Raw genomic sequence first — 22,173 nt, 5'->3', positions numbered from 1 at the left:
TTGCAGGGTTCTGGTTCACCAGCGCCTCTCGAAACGGTTGCGAAGATAGATGGCCAGGCTGTTCATGGCGATCAGGATCACCAGCAACACCAGGATGGCCGCGGAGGTTTTCTCGACAAAGCCGCGCTGCACATCGTCAGACCACAGGAACACCTGCATCGGCAGCACGGTGGCAGGCGCCGTCAGGCCCTGCGGCACGTCGGTGACAAAGGCCCGCATGCCGATCAGCAGCAGCGGCGCGGTTTCGCCCAGCGCCCGAGCGATGCCGATGATGGTGCCGGTCATGATGCCGGGCAGCGCCAGCGGCAGCACATGCTGGAACACCACCTGGATGGGCGAGGCGCCAATGCCCAGCGCCGCATCACGGATCGACGGCGGCACCGCCTTGATCGCCACCCGCGCGGCAATCACGATCACCGGCATGATCATCAGCGCCAGCGTGATCCCACCCACCAGTGGCGAGGAGCGCGGCAGCCCGGCAATGTTGAGGAAGAAGGCCAGGCCCAACAGGCCGAAGATGATCGACGGCACCGCCGCCAGATTGTTGATCGAAAGCTCGATCAGATCGGCCAGCCGGCCCTTGGGGGCATATTCCTCCAGCCACACCGCCGACAGCACGCCCAACGGAAAGGCGATGATGATGGTGATGAACAGGGTGAACAGCGATCCCAGCGCCGCGCCGCCAATGCCGGCCAGTTCCGGCTCGGTGCTGTCAGCATTGCCCAGGAAGGCGCTGTTGAAGCCGGTGCGCAGCCGGCCCTGCTGCTCCAGCCAGCGCCAGGCCGCCACTTCGCGGTCGCTCACGCCGCGGCTGTCAGCCGGGGCGGACAGATCAAACTTGCCCTTGGCCAGCAGATCGATGGTCGATCGCACCGGCACCCACACGGTGACTGTCTGGCCCAGCAACGCCGGCTTCGCCAGCAATTCATCGCGCAGCTCCAGCCAGGCCGCATCCGACAATGTGCCCGATGCCGTGCCCAGGCCCTTCGCCGCTTCGTTCATCAAGGCAAGATAATCGGCGCGGGCCAGCACGGCCTTGCCATCGGGGCCGGCCACGGCAGCCGGATCAACCCCCAGCGTCGCCGGTGTGAATGTCACCTCGACCTTGGCTTCGGTGCGCAGGAAGCCGCTCCAGCCGTCGCGGACGATGGTGAACAGCAAAAAGGCCAGGAAGCTGGCGGCGATCACCAGCGCCGCCGCGCCCAGCCGGCGGAAATTGCGCTCGGCGCGATAGCGGGCCGCAATTCGCGATTGCATCGCCGGCGAGGTCCAGTCGGTCGGCCGGCGCTCAGGCAAGACGCCACTCATTCATACGCCTCCCGATAACGCTTCACCACCGCCAGCGCATAGATGTTCAGCACCAGCGTCATGGCAAACAGCACCAGCCCCAGGGCAAAGGCCGAAAGCGTCTTGGCGCTGTCAAACTCCTGGTCGCCAGTGAGCAGCGCGACAATCTGGGTGGTGACCGTGGTCACGCTGCTGAACGGATTGGCGGTGAGATTGGCGGCAAGGCCGGCAGCCATCACCACGATCATCGTCTCGCCAATCGCCCGGCTCACGGCCAGCAGCACGCCGCCGATGATGCCCGGCAGCGCGGCCGGCACCATCACCTTCTTCACCGTCTCGCTCATGGTGGCGCCCATCGCCAGGCTGCCATCGCGCATCGCCCGCGGCACCGCCGTCAACGCGTCATCCGCCATGGAAGAGACGAAGGGAATGATCATCACGCCCATCACCAGGCCGGCGGCCAGCGCACTGTCGGAGGAGGCATCGCTCATCCCCAGCGCCACGGCAATCTGGCGCACGATGGGCGCCACGGTCAGCGCGGCAAAGAATCCATAAACCACGGTCGGCACCCCGGCCAGAAGCTCAAGCACCGGCTTGAGCCAGCGGCGCAGGCGGGGTTGGGCATATTGGGTGAGATAGATGGCCGACATCAGGCCCAGCGGAATGGCGACTGCCATGGCGATGATCGCACCGATGAAGATCGTGCCCCAGAACAGCGGCACCGCCCCAAAGGCTCCGGTGGAGCCAACCTGATCGGCGCGCAGCGCCGTCTGCGGGCTCCAGGCGAGGCCGGTCAGGAACTCCACCGGCGAGACCAGCCGGAAGAAGCGGATCGATTCGAAGATCAGGCTGAGCACGATGCCAAAGGTGGTGAGGATGGCGACCACAGATGCCACCAGCAACAACACACGCACCTGGGCCTCGACCCGGTTGCGGGCGCGGAAATCCGGGCGGATCCGGCTATAGCCCCACAGGCCGCCCAGGCACAGCAAGGCCACCGCCAGCGCGCCGGCCAGCAGATCCAGATTGGCCTTGGCGGCGGCATAGCGCGGGGCCAGCACCGGCGCCAACGGGTTGAAGGCCTGGGGCAGATCGCCGGCCACCAGGCCGCGCACCTCGTTCATCAGGGCATCGCGGTCGGGCCCCGGCGCCGGCTGGCTAGACGCATCCAGCGTCGCCAGCACCCGGCCTTCGATCACGCCTTCGCCGATCACGCCCCATCCGGCGAGCAGGATCAGCGCCGGCGCCAGCGCCAGCACCGCCACATAGGCGCCATGATAAACGGGCCGCGAATGCACCGCGCCGATGCGCCCGCCGGCGGCCAGCGTCAGCCGCTGCGCCCGCGCCCGCCCCGCCAGATAGGCGAGACCCGCCAGCGCCAGCACCAGGGCAAAGGCGATCAGCACCCTCATTTCACGCTGCCCTCGTCCATCAGGGTCAGTTGCCGGGCGATCACCTCACCCTGCGCCCGCACGGATTCCGGCGCCGCCACCAGCCCCTTGCGCGCCAGATAGCCGCCGCGGCCCCAGGTCGATTCCCGTGCATATTCCGCCAGAAACTCGCGCATGCCGCGCACCGCCGGCACATGCTGCGCCTTCACATAAAGATAGAGCGGCCGCGACGCCGGGAAACTGCCGCCAGCGATATTGTCGTAAGTGGCCTCAACCCCGCCCAGCGGCACGTCCTTCACCTTGTCGCTGTTCTCCTCGACAAAGCTGTAACCGAACACGCCCAGCGCCTGCGGATTGGCAGCAATCTTCTGCACGATCAGATTGTCATTCTCGCCGCCCTCGATGAAGGCGCCATCCTCGCGCACCTTCTCGCAAATCTGCTTGTGGGCCGCTTCGTCGCGCTTCTTCAAATCCTTCATCGCCGGCTCGCTGTTGCAGCCTTTCAGCATGTACAGTTCGTTGAAACTGTCGCGGGTGCCGCTGGTCGGCGGCGGGCCGATCACCTCGATGCGGATATCGGGCAGCGCCGGGTTCACATCCCGCCATGTCCGGGCGGTGTTGGGCCCCTTGCCGAACGGGTTGGCCGCCAGCGCCAGATAGACATCGCGCTCGGTCAGCCCGGGGAAATTGGCGCTGCGGCTCTGGGCGATCACCAGGCCATCAATGCCGACCTGCAGTTCGATCAGGCCCTTCACGCCATGCTTGGCGCAATCCTCCAGCTCGCTCTTCTTGATCCGGCGCGAGGCATTGGCGGCATCGGGGAACTGCGCCCCCAGCCCGGCGCACATCAACTTGATTCCGCCGCCAGTGCCGGTCGATTCGACGATCGGCGCCGGAAACTCCGGCCATTTGCGCTTGAACTGCTCGGCGACCGCCGTGGTGAACGGATAGACGGTGGACGAGCCGACGATGCGGATCTGCGTGCGGCTGCCGCCGGTGCACGCCGCCACCAGCAGCGACGTGGCCGCCAGCCCAAACAGGCACAGGCGAACCCGCGCTGCACGGCCCACACGCGAAACTGGCTGCTGCAAGATCGACCTCTTGGTGGCGGCTGGCCGAATCGGCGTCACCGCATTTGCCCCGTGGCACCGCCCTAACGACGGCGGATGTGGGCCTTATGACGCTTTGATGACACTATTGTTACGGAGCCACCGGCAGGGTGAAGCTCACCACCGTGCCCTCGCCCTGGCGGCTCTCGATCTCCAGACGGCCGCGGTGGCGCTCCACGATATGCTTGACGATGGCCAGGCCCAGCCCGGTGCCGCCCATGGTGCGGCTGCGCTGCGAATCCACGCGATAGAAACGCTCGGTCAGGCGCGGCAGATGCTCGGGCGCAATGCCATCGCCTATGTCGCGCACGCTGATCCGCACCATGCCATCCAGTGTTCCCAGGGTCACATGAATGGGCGTGCCGCTGCGGCCATATTTCAGGGCGTTGGACACCAGATTGTGCAGCACCTGCAGCACCTGGTCACGATCGGCGATCACCGTAGGCAGGCCAGCCGGCTCCTCTATCAGCAACTGGCGCTGGTCCGCTTCCAGTCGCATCGCCAGCGTGCGCGCCACCTCGCCGGCGATGCCGGCCAGGCCCAGCGGCTGGGTCGGCCGGATGAACTTGTCCAGCTCGATGCGCGACAGGCTCATAAGGTCATCGATCAGGCGCCGCATGCGGTCGGCCTCGGTCGCCATGATGCCCAGAAACCGCTGCCGCGCCGGCTCATCCTCGGCCGCCGGGCCCTGCAGCGTCTCGATGAAGCCGGTCAGCGTTGCCAGCGGCGTGCGCAGCTCGTGGCTGGCGTTGGCCACGAAATCCACCCGCATCCGCTCGGTCGCCTTGGCCTGGGTCACATCATCGAGCAGCAGGATACAGCGCCCGCCACCATCGGCCAGCGCGCGCAGCCGGAAACTGCGGTTGCCGTCCGCCAGCCCGCTGATCTCCCGCTCATCCGATGCGCCGTCGGCCATCACCTGGTCCACGGCATCCAGCAGGGCGGGGTGGCGCACGGTCAACCTGATGTCGCTGCCCACCACCCGGGCGCCCAGCAGGCTGCGCGCCGCGCTGTTGGCCGCCTCCACCCAGGTGCCGCGCAGGATCAGCACCGGGCCGTTCAGGCTTTCGATGTGCATCAGGTCGGCGCGCGGCGCATCGGCCTTGGCCGGCACCGGCTCGTCGATGGGCGGGGGCGGCAGCGGCGGCTCGGTGGCGGTGACCCGGCCCAGGAAAAAGCCGAGCAGCATCACCGCCAGCACCAGCAGGGCGATCTCCAGCGACGTCATGGCTTCAGGCCCGCCAGGGCCGGCACCAGCTGGTCATAATGATCGATCAGCATATCGGCGCCCAGGCTGGCGGCCGGCACATCGGTATAGCCAAAGCTGACCAGCACCAGCGGCAACCCGGCATTGCGCGCCGCGCCCGCATCGGTGGCCGAATCCCCCACAAAGGCGGCATCATTGGCAGCGCCGCCACAGGCCTCCAGTGTCACCTGCACATGGGCGGCATCGGGCTTGGCTTTCGGTGCCAGGTCGTGGCCGATCACGGCGGCAAAGCGCTCCTGCCAACCCAGCGCCGCCACCAGCGCGCGCGCCAACCCGGTCGGCTTGTTGGTGCAGATGGCCAGGGTGCAGCCCGCCGCCGCCAGCGCATCCAGCGCCCGCTCCACCCCGTCAAACGGGCGGGAGGCATCGGCGATATGCGCGGCATAATGGGCCAGGAACAACGGCATCGCCGGTTCCACCAGATCAGGCCGGGCCTCCCCCGTCACCTCCAGGCCCCGGCTGATCAGCGCCCGCGCGCCATGGCCAACCAGGTGGCGCACCATGTCCACCGGCAGGGTGGGCCGGCCCAGGCTGGCCAGCACATGGTTCATCGCACCGGCCAGATCCGGCGCGGTGTCGACCAGCGTGCCATCAAGATCGAACAATATGGTTCTGGGAAGCGTCACGCTGGCGGCCGTGCCCGAAAATTGTTGCAGTTCCGCGTCAGTCGTTGCGCCCGGAACCGCCACTTTTCAAGCCCGTGGCATTGTGGCAGGGCTGCCAGCGTGAACAGCAGCCCTGCCCCGATCGCCGCCATCATCCTTGCCGCCGGCATGGGAACCCGCATGAAATCCAGCCGGCACAAGGTGTTGCACCCCATCGCCGGCAAACCGATGCTGCGCCATTTGATGGACAGCCTGGCCGCGCTGCAACCAGTCCGCACCGTCGTCGTGGTCGGCGCCCTGAAGGACCAGGTGGAGGCCGAAGTGGCCGGCCGTGCCGATGTCGCGGTGCAGCAGCCACAACTGGGCACCGGCCATGCCGTGCAGCAGGGCGAAACCGCCCTCGCCGGGTTCGATGGCAAGGTGCTGATCCTCTATGGCGATGCCCCGCTGGTGCCGGCCGCCACGATGCAGCGGCTGCTCGATGCGCTTTCGGGCGATGTTGCGGTGGCCGTGCTCGGCTTCCGCCCGGCCGATCCCGGCGCCTATGGCCGCATCATCGCCCGCGACGGCGCCATCGCCAAAATGGTGGAATTCAAGGACGCAACGCCAAGCGAACGCGCCGAAACCCTGTGCAATTCCGGCCTGATGGCGGTCCACAGCCGCGATCTCTTCGCCCTCTTGGCCCGCGTCACCAACAACAATGCGGCCGGCGAATATTATCTGCCCGATATTGTTGGCCTGGCGCTGGCCGATGGCCGGGCGTGCGTGGTGATCGAAACCGCCGCCGATGATGTGGCCGGGGCCAACAGCCGCGCCGAACTGGCGCAACTGGAAGCCATTTTCCAGCGCCGCCGCCGCGCCGAACTGATGGCGGCCGGCGTCTCAATGCAGGCCCCCGAAACCGTCTTCCTGTGCGCCGATACTGCCATCGAAGCCGATGTCACCATCGAACCCTTCGTGGTGTTCGGCCCCGGCGTCCGCATCGCCAGCGGCACCAGCATCCGCGCCCACAGCCATATCGAAGGGGCGGTGATTGGCCCCGATTGCGAGATCGGCCCCTTTGCCCGCCTGCGCCCCGGCACCGTGCTGGGCAGCGGCGTGAAGATCGGCAATTTCGTCGAAACCAAGAAGGCCGTGCTCGGCGATGGCGCCAAGGCCAATCATCTCTCCTACCTGGGCGATGCCATGGTGGGGGCCAGGGCCAATATCGGTGCCGGCACCATCACCTGCAATTATGATGGCTTCTTCAAATATCAGACCGTGATCGGCGACGGGGCCTTCATCGGCTCCAACAGTGCGCTGGTCGCACCGGTCAGCATCGGCGACGGCGCCATTGTTGGCGCCGGCAGCACCATCACCGGCGACGTCACGGCCGATGCGTTGGCCGTGGCGCGCGGCCGGCAAGAGGAACGGCCCGGCTGGGCGGCGCGGTTCCGCGCGATCCAGACGGCAAAGAAAGGCAAGCAATAATGTGCGGCATCATCGGCATCCTGTCGGGCGAACCGGTGGCCGACCGGCTCATCGATGGCCTCAGGCGGCTGGAATATCGCGGCTATGACAGCGCGGGCATCGCCACCATCCATAATGGCGTGATGGACCGGCGGCGTGCATCCGGCAAACTGGCCAACCTCGCCCGCGAACTCGCCACCCAGCCGCTGCCCGGCAGCATCGGCATCGCCCACACCCGCTGGGCCACCCACGGCGCACCCACCACCGGCAATGCCCATCCGCACGCCACCGAAAATGTCTGCCTGGTCCACAACGGCATCATCGAGAATTTCAAGCCGCTGCGCGCCGAAGTCATCGCCGCCGGCCGCACCCTCTCGTCCGACACTGATACCGAAGTGGTCGCCCATCTGCTCGAACTGGCGCTGGCCGCCGGTGCCAGCCCGGATGCGGCCGTGGCGGCCACCCTGAAGCGGCTGCACGGCGCTTTCAGCTTTGCCATATTGTTCAAATCCCACCCCGATGTGCTCTACGGCGCCCGCCGCGGCTCGCCGCTGGTCGTCGGCCAGGGCCAGGGCGAAATGTTCCTCGGCTCCGATGCGCTGGGCCTCGCGCCCTTCACCAACCGCATCGCCTATCTGGAAGAAGGCGATTGGGTGCGGCTCGATCGCAACGGCGCCGCCATCTTCACCGCCGATGACCAGCCCGTGTCACGCCCGTTCATCACCTCCTCGGCCAGTGCTGCGGTGATGGAAAAGGGCAACCACCGCCATTACATGGAAAAGGAAATCCACGAACAGCCGATCGTGGTGGCGCAAACACTTGGCGCCTATCTTGATCCGCTCGCCGAAACCGTCGCCCTGCCCAGCGCCCTGCCCTTTGACCTGGCCGATGTGAAGCGGGTGCAGATCGTCGCTTGCGGCACGGCGCTGCTCGCCGGCCACGTCGCGTCCTACTGGATCGAAAGCCTGGCGCGCGTGCCCGTCGCCATCGAGAATGCGTCGGAGTATCGCTATCGCGATCCCGTCTATGAACCGGGCGGCCTGTGCCTGTTCATCAGCCAGTCCGGCGAAACGGCCGACACGCTGGCCGCGCTGCGCCATGCCGCCGCCGGGGGCCAGATGGTGGCCGCCGTGGTCAATGTCGACACCTCGACGATGGCGCGCGAAACCCAGTTGCTGCTGCCCACCCACGCCGGGCCCGAGGTTGGCGTCGCCTCCACCAAGGCCTTCACCTGCCAATTGTCGGTTCTGGCCGCCTTTGCCATCGCGCTCGGCAAGGCCAAGGGCCGGGTGGACGCCGCCGAGGAAGCCCGGCTCGTCCATCTGCTGACCGAAGTGCCGGCGGCGATGAACGTGGCGCTGAAGGCCGAAGAGGCAATTGCCGCCATGGCCCCCACCCTCGCCAAGGCACGCGACATTCTCTACATTGGCCGTGGCCCGGATTATCCGATGGCGCTGGAAGGCGCGTTGAAGCTGAAGGAAATCAGCTATATTCACGCCGAAGGCTATGCCGCTGGCGAGCTGAAGCACGGCCCCATCGCCCTGATCGACGAACATGTGCCGGTGATCGTCATTGCACCATCGGGCCCGCGCTTTGAAAAGACCGTGTCCAACATGCAGGAGGTGATGGCCCGCGGCGGCCGTGTCGTGCTCATCTCCGATGCCGAAGGCATCGCCAGCCACGGCCAGGGCAGCATGGCGGCCATCACGCTGCCCACGGTCGATCCGTTCATCACCCCGCTGATCAGCGCGATTCCGGTGCAGCTGCTGGCCTATCACGTCGCACTGGCCAAGGGCACGGATGTCGACCAGCCGCGCAACCTGGCCAAGTCGGTGACGGTTGAGTAGTTATCCTTTCAGCCGCGCGGCATAGCTCTTGCGGAACTTGGCCAGCTTCGGGCCGACCACCGCGACGCAATAGCCGTTCTTGCTGCCGTTGTTCTCGAAATAGCGCTGGTGATAATCCTCGGCCCGCCACCACGGCGCGTTGGGTTCAATGGCGGTGACGATCGGGTTGTCCCAGCTGGCCTGGTTGCGGGCGATCGCCGCTTCGGCCTCCACCGCCTGCACGCCATTCTGCGGATAGATAGCCGACCGGTATTGCGTGCCGACATCGCCGCCCTGGCGGTTCAGTGTGGTCGGATCGTGGGTGTGGAAAAATATGTCGAGAATCTCGGCATAGCTGATCTCGGCTGGATCAAAGACAATTCTCACCGCCTCGGCATGGCCAGTGCGACCGGAACAGACTTGCTCATAGGTCGGATTGTCTGTCGTGCCGCCAATATAACCTGATTCGACTTCGAGAACACCGCGCAGGTCATTGAACACCGCCTCTGTGCACCAGAAGCAACCGCCTGCGATGATTGCAATTTGCCGTTCCATATTTGCCTCGTTGTAAAGTGTTTTTTCACCTTTTTTGGTGAATGATATACGTACAGTCTGTGCATAGGCGTGCAGGCACAAGGTGGGCAAGGGGCGGGGCCAACCGACAGGACGTCGCAGCGTGAAGCGACGATGGAGGGGGCGTAGCTTGACCATGTTCAACACCGTGCAAACCTTCGTGCGCGACGTGCGCGCGGCACCCACACTCACCGATATCGGCCTGGTGCTGAAGGCCGCCACGCGCCAGTTCAATTTCGATCATTTCGCGCTGGCCCAGCAAACCTCCGCCAACCGGCTCGGCACACTGCGGCTGAGCGATTTTCCCGATGCCTGGGTGGAACGGCTGACCGGCCAGGGCCTGGTTGCCAATGATCCGGTGCTGCTGGCCTGCGAACGCCAGGTCACGCCCTTTGCCTGGAGCCATCTGCCCGGCCTGCTGCCGATGACCAGGCGGCACAAAGATTTCATGGCGCAAGCCCGCGCCGCCGGGCTTGCCGAGGGTTATACCGTGCCGATCCACATTCCCGGCCAGGCCTCCGGCCTCGTCAGCTTCGTGGTGGCCGAAGGCGCGGCGCTGCCCGCCGATAGCCTGCCCGCCGCGCAATATCTGGCCTGTTTCGCCTTCGAAGCCGCCCGACGGCTGCGGCTGGCCGATGCGAATGCGGCTGCCAGTTCCGGGGAGGCGCCGCGCCTCACCCAGCGCCAGCTTGATTGTCTGGTGCTGGCCGCGCGCGGCAAATCCAACTGGGTTGCAGGGCAATTGCTGGGCCTGTCTGCCGGCACGGTGCACAAATATCTCGAAGCCGCCAAGCAACGCTATGGCGTCTCCAGCCGCACCGAACTGGTTGTCCGCGCCCTCTTCGATGGGCAGCTCAGCTTTGCCGATGTGATGGGTGACAGGCGGCAGGACGGCTGATAAGCCTTTGCTCCAACAGGCAGCAATGCCGCCAGTTCGGGGTGGATGGGGATGGCCGATCAGGAAACGCCGGGCAATGTGCCCACCGGCAAGGTGCCTGCCGTGGGCGGACCGTATGCCTGGTATGTGCTGGCGCTGCTGGTGCTGGTCTATGTCTTCAACTTCATCGACCGGCAGATCCTCTCGATCCTCGCCGAAGACATCAAGCGCGACCTCAATCTCAGCGATGCCCAGCTGGGCTTTCTCTACGGCACGGCCTTCGCGGTCTTCTATGCCCTGTTCGGCGTCCCCATCGGCCGCCTGGCCGACAATTGGGTGCGCACCCGCCTGTTGAGCTTCGGCCTCACTCTGTGGTCGGGGATGACCGCCCTGTCCGGCCTCGCCGGCAGCTTCACCCAATTGTCGCTGGCCCGCATCGGGGTGGGCGTTGGCGAGGCCACCGCCGGCCCATCCGCCTATTCGATGATTTCCGATTGGTTCCCCAAGGCGCGGCGCGCCACCGCGCTCTCCATCTATGCCGCCGGCCTCTATCTCGGCGGCGGCGTGTCGCTGCTGATCGGCGCCGTGGTGGTGAAGGGCTGGAACACCGCCTATCCCGATGGCGGCCCGCTCGGTCTGGTCGGCTGGCAGGCGGCATTCATGGCGGTCGGCATCCCCGGCCTGCTGCTCGCCCTTTGGGTGGCAACCCTGATCGAACCCATCCGCGGCCGCGCCGATGGCCTGCCGCCGCCGGCGCCGATGCCCGGCCGCACCATCATCCGCAATTTCCTGGCCGACATGGCCAGCGTCATCCCGCCCCTCACCCTCATCAACATGGCGCTGCTCGGCCGCCGCGCCCTGTTGGAAAATATCGCAGCGCTGGTGCTGGTGGCCGGACTGGTGGCGACACTGGTGCATTTCACCGGCGAGATCCCGCAATTCCTCGCCGTCGGCACCGGCCTTTATGCCGTGATCAGCTGGGCCCAATCGATCAAGCGGCGCGACAAGCCCACGTACGAGATGATCTGGGGCACCCCGGCCTTTGTGCTCACCATCATCGGCTTCGGCTCGATCAGCTTTGTCGGCTATTCCGTCGGCTTCTGGGCGGCGCCCTATGCGATGCGCAGCTTTGTCGAACCCATGGCCGCCAGCGGCGCGCCCGTGCCCTGGTATGGCACCAAGGAAGCGGTTGCCTTCCTGCTCGGCGGCGGCGGCGCGCTCGGCGGCTTCATCGGCACGATCCTCGGCGGCGTGCTCGGCGATGCCGCCAAGAAACGCCACCCATCGGGCCGCATCATCGTCGGCAGCCTCGCCACGCTGGTGCCGGCTCCCTTCATCTGGCTGCAGTACACCACAACCGATCTCGCGACCTTCTTCCTCTGCTATGCCCCCACCACGGTGTTCGGATCGATGTATGTCGGCGTGGCGGCGGCCACCACGCAGGATCTGGTGATGCCGCGCATGCGCGGCGCGGCCACCGCCACCTTTTTCATCGGCACCACCCTGTTCGGGCTGGGCCTCGGCCCCTGGTTCACCGGCTTTGTCTCGAAACTGTCGGGCAACCTGGGCACCGGCGTGCTGTCGCTGCTGTTGATGGCCCCGGTCACCATCACCTGCCTGTTGCTCGTGTATCGCTGGCTGCCCGCCGCCGAAGCCAGCCGCATCACCCGCGCCCGCACCGCCGGCGAAATCATCGGAGACGGCGTGACATGAAGATCGAAAGCCTGTTCAGCGTTGCCGGCAAGACCGCGGTTGTCACCGGCGGCAGCCGCGGGATCGGCGAGATGATCGCCCGCGCCCTGATTGAAAACGGCGCCAACGTCATCATCACCAGCCGCAAGATTGCAGACTGTGAAGGCCTCGCCGCGCAACTGGGCCCGGCCTGCACCGCCATCCCCGCCGATCTGTCGCAAATGGCCGAGATCGACCGCTTCGCCGCCGCCGTCGCCGCCATCACCCCCAGGGTCGATATCCTGTTCAACAACGCCGGCGCCTCCTGGGGCGCCGATTTTGACAACTTCCCCGAAAGCGGGTGGGACAAGGTGATGGACATCAATGTGAAGTCCGTCTTCTTTCTCACCCAGAAGCTCATGCCGCTGCTTGAAGCCGCCGCCGGGCCAGGCCAACTCGCCAAGGTGATCAACATCGGCTCGATCGATGGCCAGCATATCTCCGATCTCGAAACCTACAGCTATGCCGCCTCCAAGGCCGGTGTGCTCCACCTCACCCGCATGATGGCCAAATTCCTGGCCGGGCGGCACATCGCGGTAAACGCCATTGCGCCGGGTTTCTTCCCATCCAAGATGACTGCCGGCATCGCCGAGGAGTTCCGCGAGGCCTTCCGCGCCGCCACGCCGATGCAGCGCTGGGGCACGCCCGACGACATGGCCGGCGTCGCCCTGTTCCTCTCCAGCCGGGCCAGCGATTTCCTGTGCGGCAGCGTGGTCACCGTTGACGGCGGCTATGCCACCACGGTGTGAAACCGGGCTGTTGCAGCGCGGCAAATAGGCCAAATTACGGTGGCGCGGCTTTGGCAAAAGGCGCATGACATGCCGTGGCCATCGCCTTGCCGTCCGGCTGGGGGTGCCATGCTGAGCCAGCGAACCGGGGCAGGAGAGTGCTGTGAAGAAGGTCGAAGCCGTCATCAAGCCGTTCAAGCTCGATGAAGTGAAGGAAGCGCTGCATGAAGTCGGCGTGTCCGGCATCACGGTCACCGAAGCCAAGGGCTTTGGACGACAGAAGGGCCACACCGAGCTGTATCGCGGTGCCGAATATGTCGTCGATTTCCTGCCCAAGGTGAAACTGGAAGTCGTGATCGACGATGATCAGGTCGAACGGGTGGTGGAAGCGATCACCAATGCCGCCCGCACCGGCCGAATCGGTGATGGCAAGATTTTCGTGTCCACCATCGACATGGCGGTGCGCATCCGCACCGGCGAGCGTGACAGCGACGCGATCTGATCGCTGCAAAGCCAGAAAAAACCAACAGCAACAAAGGAAGAGCCAACATGGCCACGGCTGCAGATATCCTTGGAACCATCAAGGATAAGGAAATCGAGTGGGTTGATCTGCGTTTCACCGATCCCAAGGGGAAGTGGCAGCACCTCACCATGGTGTCGAGCGTCATCGATGAAGACATGCTCACCGATGGCTTCATGTTTGACGGCTCGTCGATCGCCGGCTGGAAGGCGATCAACGAGAGCGACATGATCCTGAAGCCGGATCTCGATGCCACCTATATCGATCCCTTCTCGGCCACCCCGATGATGATCCTGATCTGCGACATCGTCGAACCCTCGACCGGCCAGCTCTATGGCCGCGATCCGCGTTCCACCGCCAAGCGCGGCGAGGCTTACCTCAAGGCCACCGGCATCGGCGACACCGTCTATGTCGGCCCCGAAGCTGAATTCTTCGTGTTCGACGATGTCCGCTTCGGCCTGGGCTACAACGAAGGCTTCTTCCACCTCGACGATATCGAGCTGCCGACCAACTCGGGCCGCAGCTATGAACAGGGCAACATGGCCCACCGTCCGCGCGCCAAGGGCGGCTATTTCCCCTGCGCCCCGGTCGATTCGGCCGTCGATCTGCGCGCCGAAATGGTCTCGACCATGCTGGAAATGGGCCTGCCCTGCGACAAGCATCACCATGAAGTCGCCAGCGCCCAGCACGAACTGGGCCTGACCTTCGGCACGCTGGTCGAAACCGCTGACCGCATGCAGGTCTACAAGTACGTGGTCCACCAGGTCGCCCATGCCTATGGCAAGACCGCGACCTTCATGCCCAAGCCGATCAAGGACGACAACGGCAGCGGCATGCACACCCACCTGTCGATCTGGAACGGCAAGACCCCGCTGTTCGCCGGTGACCAATATGCCGGTCTGTCGGAAACGGCGCTGTATTTCATCGGCGGCATCATCAAGCATGCCAAGGCCTGCAACGCCTTCACCAACCCCAGCACCAACAGCTACAAGCGGCTGGTGCCGGGCTTCGAAGCGCCGGTGCTGCTGGCCTATTCCAGCCGCAACCGCTCGGCCTCGTGCCGCATTCCCTATGGCACCGGCACCAAGTCCAAGCGGGTCGAAGTGCGCTTCCCGGATGCCACCGCCAACCCGTATCTGGCCTACACCGCGCTCTTGATGGCCGGCCTTGACGGCATCGAGAACAAGATCCACCCGGGCCCGGCGATGGACAAGAATCTCTATGACCTGCCGCCGCGCGAGCTCAAGAAGGTCCCGACCGTCTGCGCCTCGCTGCGTGAAGCCCTCGCCGCCCTCGACAAGAGCCGCGCTGTCTTCACCAAGGGCGGCGTGTTCACCGACGATCAGATCGATGCCTATATCGAGCTGAAGATGGAAGAAGTGCTGCGTTGGGAAATGACCCCCGCGCCGGTTGAGTTTGATATGTATTACAGCGCGTAAGCGGCGTGTGGGGAGTGCGCAGCACTCCCCACCGACTCGCGTCGCGCTCGGCCAGCGAGCGAAAAGGGCAGCCCCTCAGGGCTGCCCTTTTTGACTCGTCTGACGGCGTGGCTCCGCCACGCTCTTTCTTGCCTTTCTTCTTTCTTCCTTCGCGATCTCCCCCAACTGTACCGCCCGCCCAGTCGCGCGGGCTTGGCCCGCGCGCAGCGCACACGCCCCCCACGTCACCCCGGCACACGCCGGGGCCTATCTGCCAAACACAGCGCTCCGCGCGGGCCAAGCCCGCTCGACCGGCAACGCGCGGCCCAGCCGCACGGATCGAAGGGGAAGAACGCAGAAAGAAAAAAGGGCGTGGCAAAGCCACGCCGTCGGACGAGTCAAAAAGGGCGGCCTGAGGGCCGCCCTTTTCGCTCGCCGTCCGATCTTGCCGGAGTCGGCAAATAGCTGCGCTATTTGCGCGCCCGGCTGCGATCAGAAAACCACGCCAAACTCCAACCGCCCACGCACCTGGCTCTTGTCCCGCCCGGTCGCGCCAAAGGCTGCGCCCGGCGTGATCCCCGAAACCGCCACATACGACAGTTCGGGCCGGATGAAGAAGCGGCTCCAGGTGTAAGTCGGAGTCACCGTCGCGGTGAAGACGTTGGAGCCCGGGCCATAGAGGAAGCTCGCCGCCGTCGCCTTCGGCGCCTTGCTGTCGATATACTCGAACCGCACCGGCAGCGCCCAATTGTCGTTGATCTTGTACTTGGCCAGCAGGCCCACGCCCCAATTGTCGGCCTTGGTCGTGCCCAGGAACGCCAGATCGCCGACACGGGCATATTGGAAATAGGGCTGCACCAGCCATTTTTCGCCGGCATAGCTGTAGATCACGTTGAAGATCGTGCTGTTGTTTTGCACCGGCGGGGTGGAGAAGGTGGAACGCGAATTGCGATCCAGCGCACCGCCCAGCACCAGCGAAACCGTGTGCGGCCCATCCACATAGGACAGGATGCCCGACAGCCAGTTGAACTTGCCCGAGAAGAAGCCGTCGGTCAGCGCGATGCTGGCACTCACCTTGCCCAGGGTCGCATTGGCCTGCACGCCGCGGGTCAGCACATTTTCCTGGCCCCACAGCGCGCCGCGCTCGATGTGCATGTTCTGGAAACTGAACGGCGCTTCCAGGCCAATCAGCGTCGGCAGGATGCCGGCCTGCACGTTGAAGGTCGATGATGGCGCAATCTTCACCCAGGCCTGCGGCACCGGGCCATAGGTGGCGTCGGTGTAGCTCGTCGCCCGCGCATAGCCCAGACCCAGCGTTTCATGGCTGTATAGGCCGGCCTGCACCAGGAACTGGAACACGCCCTCAGGCTTCTGGATGATCACCTGGGCGTTGGAGAGATCGGCAAAGCTGTCGGCCACACCCGGTGTGCTGTTGCTCTGGAACCCGCCATAGCCGCTGGCAATGCCGGTCACGTAAATCTTGCTGCCGCCCAGATCAAAGCTGATCGGCTCCGGATTGTAACTGATCGGGCCCGACAGGCCGGGCAGCAGCGCCGGCGGCGCATCTTCTGCCAGGGCGGCGCTGGCCCCGGAAACCGTGGCCGCCACGGCCGCCACCCGCACCACATTCCGCAAAGCGTTCGACTTGTTCATCATGCCCGGTCCCCTGCCCATTGATCTGGAGGCCAAAATCCTGAGCCGATGACCGAATGCCGGTCACACGGCTGTCATGATGATGCAACGCAACAGAAACAGCGGCTCTAGGGCAAATGGCGCAGGTTACGTCAAACAACGCAGGCCAAATTTCAACATATTGTAATGTTTGAAAAAAGAGGGGCCAGGCTTGCGCCCGGCCCCAGTAAATCCTTGGGGAGGATCGCCATATCGGCATGGGCCTTTTGCACTGCACAATAGCTGGTCGCAATGCGCGAAATTGCGTAGCCGGGGTACAAATGGTCGCAGCCCGGCCCGTCTCGATGCTGGCGGTGGCGGCCCGCCCGCCCTATAAGAATCCCATGTCCGATCTGTTTGCCGCCACGCAAAGTTCCACCGATTATGATGCCAGCCATATCGAGGTGCTCGAAGGCCTGGAGCCGGTGCGCCGTCGCCCCGGCATGTATATCGGCGGCACCGATGAACGCGCCCTCCACCATCTCGCCGCCGAAGTGCTCGACAACGCGATGGACGAGGCGGTGGCCGGCCACGCCACCCGCATCGAGGTGACGCTGGACGCCGATGGCAGCCTGACCATCGCCGACAATGGCCGCGGCATCCCCATCGATCCGCACCCGCGTTTCCCTGACAAGTCGGCGCTGGAAGTCATCCTCACCATGCTGCACTCCGGCGGCAAGTTCAGCGGCAAGGCCTATGCCACCAGCGGCGGCCTGCACGGGGTGGGCATCAGCGTCGTCAACGCCCTGTCCGATGAAACCGTGGTCGAGGTCGCCCGCAACCGCGAGCTTTATCGCCAGCGCTTCTCGCGCGGGGTGCCACTGGGCCCGATCGAAAGCCTGGGCACCGTGGCCAACCGGCGCGGCACCACCGTGCGCTTCCACCCCGATGCCGAGATTTTCGGCCCCGATGCCAATTTCCGCCCGGCCCGCCTCTACAAGCTCGCCCGGTCAAAGGCCTATCTGTTCGGCGGTGTCGAAATCCGCTGGCGCTGCGCCGCCGAACTGGCCACGGCCGATGTGCCGGAAACCGCCGTCTTCACCTTCCCCGGTGGCCTTGCCGACCATCTGAAGGAACGGCTGGAAAACCGCCCGCTGGTGGTGCCCGATCTGTTCGCCGGCCGCACCGATCTGGCCGCCGGCCCCGATGGCAAGCCGATGGGCGCCGTCGAATGGGCCTGCGCCTGGCCGCAATATGGCGAAGGCGCCGCCAGCTATTATTGCAACACCATCCCGACGCCGGATGGCGGCACCCACGAAGCCGGCCTGCGCCTGGCGCTCACCCGCGGGCTCAAGGGCTTTGCCGGCCTCACCGGCAACAAGAAGGCCGGCGAACTGTCGGGCGAAGACGTGTTCGCCGGCGCCGAGATCATGCTGTCGCTGTTCATCCGCGACCCCCAGTTCCAGAGCCAGACCAAGGACCGGCTGACCAGCCCCGAAGCCACCCGGCTGGTCGAAAACGCCATCAAGGACCATTTCGACCATTGGCTGACCGGCAGCGGGGAACGCGGCAAGGCCCTGCTCGCCTTCGTGGTGGAACGGATGGAAGACCGGCTGCGCCGCCGCGCCGAAGCGCTGGTCAAGCGCAAGACCGCCACCAGCAAATCCTCGCTGCGCCTGCCCGGCAAGCTCACCGATTGCGCCCGTGATGACGCGGTGGGCACCGAGCTGTTCATCGTCGAAGGCGATTCGGCCGGCGGCAGCGCCAAGCAGGCGCGTGATCGCAACACCCAGGCCATCCTGCCGATCCGCGGCAAGATATTGAACGTCGCCAGCGCCAACACCGCCAAGATCGGCGCCAACAGCGAAATCGCCGATCTCATCCAGGCGCTGGGCTGCGGCACGCGCGACAAATACAACCCCGAGCATCTGCGCTATGAACGCATCGTCATCATGACCGATGCCGATGTGGACGGCGCCCATATCGCCACCCTGTTGATGACCTTCTTCTTCCGCGAAATGCCCGGCCTGGTGCGCGATGGCCGGCTCTATCTCGCCCAGCCGCCACTCTATCGCCTCGCCGCTGGCGGCACGGTCGCCTATGCCCGCGACGATGCCCACCGGGCCGAGCTGATGAAGACCGCATTTGCCGGCAAGTCCAAGGTGGAGGTCAGCCGCTTCAAGGGCCTGGGTGAAATGAATCCGTCGCAGCTGAAGGAAACCACCATGGATCCGGCGCGCCGCAGCCTGATCCGCGTGAAGCTGCCCGAAAGCGCGGATGGCCGCGCCGATGTCGCCGATCTGGTGGAACGGCTGATGGGCCGCAACCCCGAACACCGCTTCCACTTCATCCAGAGCCACGCCACCTCGATCGAGGCGGATGCCATCGACGCTTAACGGGGACGGCTGACCGCGGGATTGCCCTCCGCCACATGGCCATCGGGCACATCGCGGTTCACCAGCGCGCCGGGCTGGATCACGCAATCCGCCCCTACGGTGATGCCGGGCAGGATGATGGCGCGCGCGCCCACCTGGCTGCGCGCGCCGACATAGGTGTCGAGATAGATGCCGCGCGTGAGATCGTGGGTCAGCACCACCACCTCCTCACCGATCATCACATCGGCGGCGATGTGGATGCCCTTGGGCCAGGTGCGGTCGATCAGGGCGGTTTCGGCAATCCAGGCGCTGGGATGCACGTCCATCTTCCACAGATGCTTGCGCACCTGGGCCTGGATCATCTGCTTGAAACTCTTGCGCCGTGCCATCATGCCCCCGATGGCTTCAGCCTTTTTCATGGCCGGCCGCAATTTACAAGCCGGCACATCGGCCGTTACATGCCGCCATGGCTCTTGGCTCGCTCAACCAGTTGCGCCCGCTGCGCCTGTTCCTCACCGGCCTGCGCCGGCGCTGGCTGGAATGGCGCGACGGCATCCGCATTCACCCCACAGCCAGCATCTCGCTGTCCAGCCGCTTCATCGGCGGCCAGCCCGGCGGCATCACCGTGGGCGCGGATACGCTTGTGGCGTTCAAGACGCTGCTTGATGCCCGCGATCTCGCCACCGGGACCGCCAAGCCGATCCGCATCGGCGAACGCTGCTTCATCGGCGGTGGCAGCACCATCCTGCCCGGCGTCACCATCGCCGATGAAGTGATCGTCGCGGCCGGCGCCGTGGTGTTCGATGATGTGCCCGCCCGCTGCATCGTCGCCGGCAACCCGGCCCGCATCGTGCGGCACGACATCAAGGTCGGCCGCTTTGGCCGGCTGGACGGGGCCAACGAAAACACCCGGCGGATGTACAAGCTCTGATCGGCGCGCTGCTCATGGCCGCAGCCGTGTCAGCGCCAGCCCCGCCCTGCCGCCTGCTGATCATCGGCGATTCGCTCACCGCCGAATGGCAGGCGCCGTCACCACCCGGTTGGGCCATTGCCCGCCATGGCTGGCCGGGGCAGCGCGCCACCGAAATCGCCCCGCGCCTGCCCGGCCTGATCGCCCGCCACCGCCCCCAGGCGCTGCTGATCATGGCCGGCAGCAATGATGCCCGCGCCGCCGCGCTGTGGCCAGCGGGCGATGCCATTCCGGCCGCCGCCGCCGCCATCGCCAGCATGACGCGGGACGGCGCAGCCAGCGGCGCCCACGTGATCGTCGCACGGCTGGCGCCGCTGGGGCCACAGCCCTGGTGGCGGCAGTTGCTCATCGGCACCCGCCAGTCCGCCGCCATGGCCGCCATCGAAGCACGCCTGCAGCTGCCGCCCGGCACCGCCCGCCTCGCGACGCCCAGCGACAGGGCGCTGCGCCGCGATCATCTCCACTACAATGCCGCCGGTTATGCCCGGCTCGCCGCCGATCTCGCCCGGCTGCTGCCGCCCTGCCCGGCTCAGGCGGCGATCGCCGCCTCATAGGCTTCGGAAGCCGCCAGCCACTGCTCTTCGGCGGCGCTGATTTCGGCATCAAGCGCCCCCTTCCGCAGCATCAGGGCAGTGATGTCGGCCGGGGCCTGGGTCATCTGCTCTTCAACCGATTCGCGGTCGGCGATCAACCGGTTCAGCTTCGCCTCGGCCGCCAGCATAGCCTTGCGCAGCGGCTGTGCCGCCTCGCGCCGCGCCGCGGCCTGGCGCCGCGCCTCCTTGGGATCGATGCGCGGCGCCTTGGCAACCGGGGCCGCCGCCTGCACAGCACTACCGCTGCCCAGCACCAGCGCCTCATAATCATCGATGCTGCCATCAAATGGTGTCGCCCGGCCGCTGTCCACCAGCACCAGCCGGTCGGCCGTGGCCTCGATCAGGTGGCGGTCATGGCTCACCACCACCACCGCGCCCTCATAACCGGCCAGCGCCTGCACCAGCGCCTGGCGGGCATCGATATCAAGGTGGTTGGTCGGTTCGTCGAGCACGATCAGGTGCGGCGCATCGCGCGTCACCAGCGCCAGCGCCAGCCGCGCCCGCTCGCCGCCGCTCATCGTGCCGATCTTCTGCTCGGCCGTCGGCCCGCTGAAGCCAAAGCGTCCCAATTGCGCCCGCACCGCCGCCGGGGTCGCGCCCTTCATCGCCCGGCTCATGTGCTGCAGCGGGGTGGCGTCGCGGTCGAGCTCCTCCACCTGATATTGGGTGAAATATCCCACCTTCAGCTTGCCCGTCGCGTTGCGCGCGCCGGCCATCGCCGGCAACTGGCCGATCATCAGCCGCGCCAGCGTCGTCTTGCCATTGCCGTTGCGCCCCACCAGCGCCAGCCGGTCATCGGGATCAAGCCGCAGATCAAGCCCGCCCAGCACCGGCTTGCCGTCATAGCCCACCTCTGCCTGGTCCAGCGTCACCAAGGGCGGCCGCAGCGGTTGCGGCGAGGGGAAATCAAAGGTCAGCGTCGGGTCCGTGGCGGCTTCGGCCACCGGCTGCATGCGCGCCAGCGCCTTGGCCCGGCTCTGCGCCTGCTTGGCGGTGGAGGCGCGGGCACTGTTGCGCGCGATATAATCCTGCAGCTTGGCCCGCTGCGCCGCCTGGGCCGCGCGCGCCGCCTCCAGCTGCGCCAGCCGTTCGGCGCGCTGCCGTTCGAAACTGTCGTAATTGCCGACATAAAGCTGCATCTTGCCGGCCTCCAGATGCAGGATATAGCCGGCCACCCGGTTGAGCAGGTCGCGCTCGTGGCTGATCAGCACGATGAGGCCTGGGTAGGACAGCAGGAAATCCTCCAGCCACAGCGCCGATTCCAGATCGAGATGGTTCGACGGTTCGTCGAGCAGCAGGATATCGGGCCCGGTGAAGAGCAGGCTGGCCAGCGCCACGCGCATGCGCCAGCCGCCCGAAAAACTGTCGAGCGGCCGGGCCTGCATTGCCTCGTCAAAGCCCAGGCCCTTCAGGATGCGCGCCGCCCGCGCCGGGGCGGTATAGGCATCAATCGCAATCAGCCGCTCGTGCAGATCGGCCAGCCGCTCCGGCGGCGCGCCGGCCTCTTCCTCGGCCAGCAGGGCGGCGCGCTCGGTGTCAGCCGCCAGCACCATGTCAAACGCGCTGGCGCTGCCCGATGGCGCATCCTGCTTCAACCAGCCCAGCCGGGCAGCGCGCGGCTTGTCGATGCGGCCGCCGTCCGGCTCGATCACGCCCGCCATCGCCTTCATCACCGTCGATTTGCCGGCGCCGTTGCGGCCCACCAGCCCCACGCAGCCGCGCGCCGGCAGCGTGGCCGATGCGCCATCGATAATCGCGCGGCCGCCCATGCGGATGATGAGATCGTTGACTGAGAGCATGGCCGCGCCCCTAGCAGGCGGGCGCGCGCCCGGCTAGGCTGCCG

19 protein-coding genes are annotated in these 22,173 nt (G+C 66.2%); 10 read left to right on the top strand and 9 right to left on the bottom strand.

The genetic code is table 11. The features are described 5' to 3' along the window. Window positions 1-15: 15 nt before the first annotated feature. The 5 genes from pstA to gph form a co-directional block, all read right to left on the bottom strand. Window positions 16-1,257: a phosphate ABC transporter permease PstA gene (gene pstA, locus AC6BOR_RS14245; RefSeq protein WP_498059028.1), complete on the bottom strand. Its 1,242-nt coding sequence runs from the start codon at window positions 1,255-1,257 to the stop codon at window positions 16-18. A gap of 47 nt (window positions 1,258-1,304) precedes the next feature. Next, on the bottom strand, window positions 1,305-2,699 hold the full coding sequence (gene pstC / locus AC6BOR_RS14240) for a phosphate ABC transporter permease subunit PstC (RefSeq protein ID WP_498059027.1): 1,395 nt from the start codon (window positions 2,697-2,699) through the stop codon (window positions 1,305-1,307). Then, window positions 2,696-3,748, bottom strand: coding sequence for a substrate-binding domain-containing protein (locus AC6BOR_RS14235; RefSeq protein ID WP_498059026.1), 1,053 nt, complete (start codon window positions 3,746-3,748; stop codon window positions 2,696-2,698). The genes pstC and AC6BOR_RS14235 overlap by 4 nt, the downstream gene beginning before the upstream one ends. A 130-nt stretch (window positions 3,749-3,878) precedes the next feature. Next, a complete protein-coding gene (locus AC6BOR_RS14230; RefSeq protein WP_498059025.1) occupies window positions 3,879-5,015 on the bottom strand; it encodes a sensor histidine kinase in 1,137 nt (378 codons plus the stop codon). After that, window positions 5,012-5,680, bottom strand: a complete 669-nt coding sequence (gph, locus tag AC6BOR_RS14225; RefSeq protein WP_498059024.1) for a phosphoglycolate phosphatase — start codon at window positions 5,678-5,680, stop codon at window positions 5,012-5,014. Before gph ends, AC6BOR_RS14230 begins: the two co-directional genes overlap by 4 nt. Window positions 5,681-5,779: 99 nt before the next feature. Between gph and glmU the strand changes: the two genes are divergently transcribed. Both glmU and glmS read left to right on the top strand, forming a co-directional pair. Continuing rightward, window positions 5,780-7,129, top strand: a complete 1,350-nt coding sequence (glmU, locus tag AC6BOR_RS14220; RefSeq protein ID WP_498059023.1) for a bifunctional UDP-N-acetylglucosamine diphosphorylase/glucosamine-1-phosphate N-acetyltransferase GlmU — start codon at window positions 5,780-5,782, stop codon at window positions 7,127-7,129. Then, window positions 7,129-8,955, top strand: coding sequence for a glutamine--fructose-6-phosphate transaminase (isomerizing) (glmS, locus tag AC6BOR_RS14215; RefSeq protein WP_498059022.1), 1,827 nt, complete (start codon window positions 7,129-7,131; stop codon window positions 8,953-8,955). Before glmU ends, glmS begins: the two co-directional genes overlap by 1 nt. Here the strand turns inward: glmS and msrA are convergent, their stop codons facing one another. Further along, window positions 8,956-9,489, bottom strand: coding sequence for a peptide-methionine (S)-S-oxide reductase MsrA (msrA, locus tag AC6BOR_RS14210; protein WP_498060666.1), 534 nt, complete (start codon window positions 9,487-9,489; stop codon window positions 8,956-8,958). A 154-nt stretch (window positions 9,490-9,643) separates the two neighbouring features. Here msrA and AC6BOR_RS14205 point away from each other — a divergent pair, with 154 nt between their 5' ends. The 5 genes from AC6BOR_RS14205 to glnA all read left to right on the top strand — a co-directional run bounded on the left by AC6BOR_RS14205 (window position 9,644) and on the right by glnA (window position 14,802). Continuing rightward, the gene (locus AC6BOR_RS14205) at window positions 9,644-10,405 is read left to right on the top strand and encodes a helix-turn-helix transcriptional regulator (RefSeq protein WP_498060665.1); all 762 of its coding nucleotides are present in this window, start codon (window positions 9,644-9,646) and stop codon (window positions 10,403-10,405) included. Window positions 10,406-10,456: 51 nt separating this feature from the next. Beyond that, window positions 10,457-12,097: a spinster family MFS transporter gene (locus AC6BOR_RS14200; protein ID WP_498059021.1), complete on the top strand. Its 1,641-nt coding sequence runs from the start codon at window positions 10,457-10,459 to the stop codon at window positions 12,095-12,097. Next, window positions 12,094-12,864, top strand: a complete 771-nt coding sequence (locus AC6BOR_RS14195; protein WP_498059020.1) for an SDR family oxidoreductase — start codon at window positions 12,094-12,096, stop codon at window positions 12,862-12,864. The genes AC6BOR_RS14200 and AC6BOR_RS14195 overlap by 4 nt, the downstream gene beginning before the upstream one ends. A 142-nt stretch (window positions 12,865-13,006) precedes the next feature. Next, window positions 13,007-13,345: a P-II family nitrogen regulator gene (locus AC6BOR_RS14190; protein WP_498059019.1), complete on the top strand. Its 339-nt coding sequence runs from the start codon at window positions 13,007-13,009 to the stop codon at window positions 13,343-13,345. 47 nt (window positions 13,346-13,392) lie between these two features. Beyond that, window positions 13,393-14,802, top strand: coding sequence for a type I glutamate--ammonia ligase (glnA, locus tag AC6BOR_RS14185; protein ID WP_498059018.1), 1,410 nt, complete (start codon window positions 13,393-13,395; stop codon window positions 14,800-14,802). Between the two features lie 471 nt (window positions 14,803-15,273). Here the strand turns inward: glnA and AC6BOR_RS14180 are convergent, their stop codons facing one another. After that, window positions 15,274-16,437, bottom strand: coding sequence for an outer membrane beta-barrel protein (locus AC6BOR_RS14180; RefSeq protein ID WP_498059017.1), 1,164 nt, complete (start codon window positions 16,435-16,437; stop codon window positions 15,274-15,276). Between the two features lie 359 nt (window positions 16,438-16,796). On the opposite strand from AC6BOR_RS14180, the gene parE reads away from it, so the two are divergent. Further along, the gene (gene parE / locus AC6BOR_RS14175) at window positions 16,797-18,788 is read left to right on the top strand and encodes a DNA topoisomerase IV subunit B (protein WP_498059016.1); all 1,992 of its coding nucleotides are present in this window, start codon (window positions 16,797-16,799) and stop codon (window positions 18,786-18,788) included. Here the strand turns inward: parE and AC6BOR_RS14170 are convergent. Further along, entirely contained in the window at window positions 18,785-19,186 is a 402-nt protein-coding gene (locus tag AC6BOR_RS14170) for an LbetaH domain-containing protein (protein WP_144037543.1), read from the bottom strand. The two genes, parE and AC6BOR_RS14170, sit on opposite strands and share 4 nt — an antisense overlap. A 47-nt stretch (window positions 19,187-19,233) precedes the next feature. On the opposite strand from AC6BOR_RS14170, the gene AC6BOR_RS14165 reads away from it, so the two are divergent. Next, on the top strand, window positions 19,234-19,698 hold the full coding sequence (locus AC6BOR_RS14165) for an acyltransferase (protein WP_498059015.1): 465 nt from the start codon (window positions 19,234-19,236) through the stop codon (window positions 19,696-19,698). A 26-nt stretch (window positions 19,699-19,724) separates the two neighbouring features. Beyond that, the gene (locus tag AC6BOR_RS14160; protein WP_498059014.1) at window positions 19,725-20,291 is read left to right on the top strand and encodes an SGNH/GDSL hydrolase family protein; all 567 of its coding nucleotides are present in this window, start codon (window positions 19,725-19,727) and stop codon (window positions 20,289-20,291) included. Here the strand turns inward: AC6BOR_RS14160 and AC6BOR_RS14155 are convergent. After that, window positions 20,267-22,129: an ABC-F family ATP-binding cassette domain-containing protein gene (locus tag AC6BOR_RS14155; RefSeq protein WP_498059013.1), complete on the bottom strand. Its 1,863-nt coding sequence runs from the start codon at window positions 22,127-22,129 to the stop codon at window positions 20,267-20,269. The two genes, AC6BOR_RS14160 and AC6BOR_RS14155, sit on opposite strands and share 25 nt — an antisense overlap. Window positions 22,130-22,173 lie beyond the last annotated feature (44 nt).

The organism is Sandarakinorhabdus sp. FBCC-B8862 (assembly GCF_059745315.1).
This window is presented reverse-complemented; position numbering and strand designations above follow the sequence as displayed.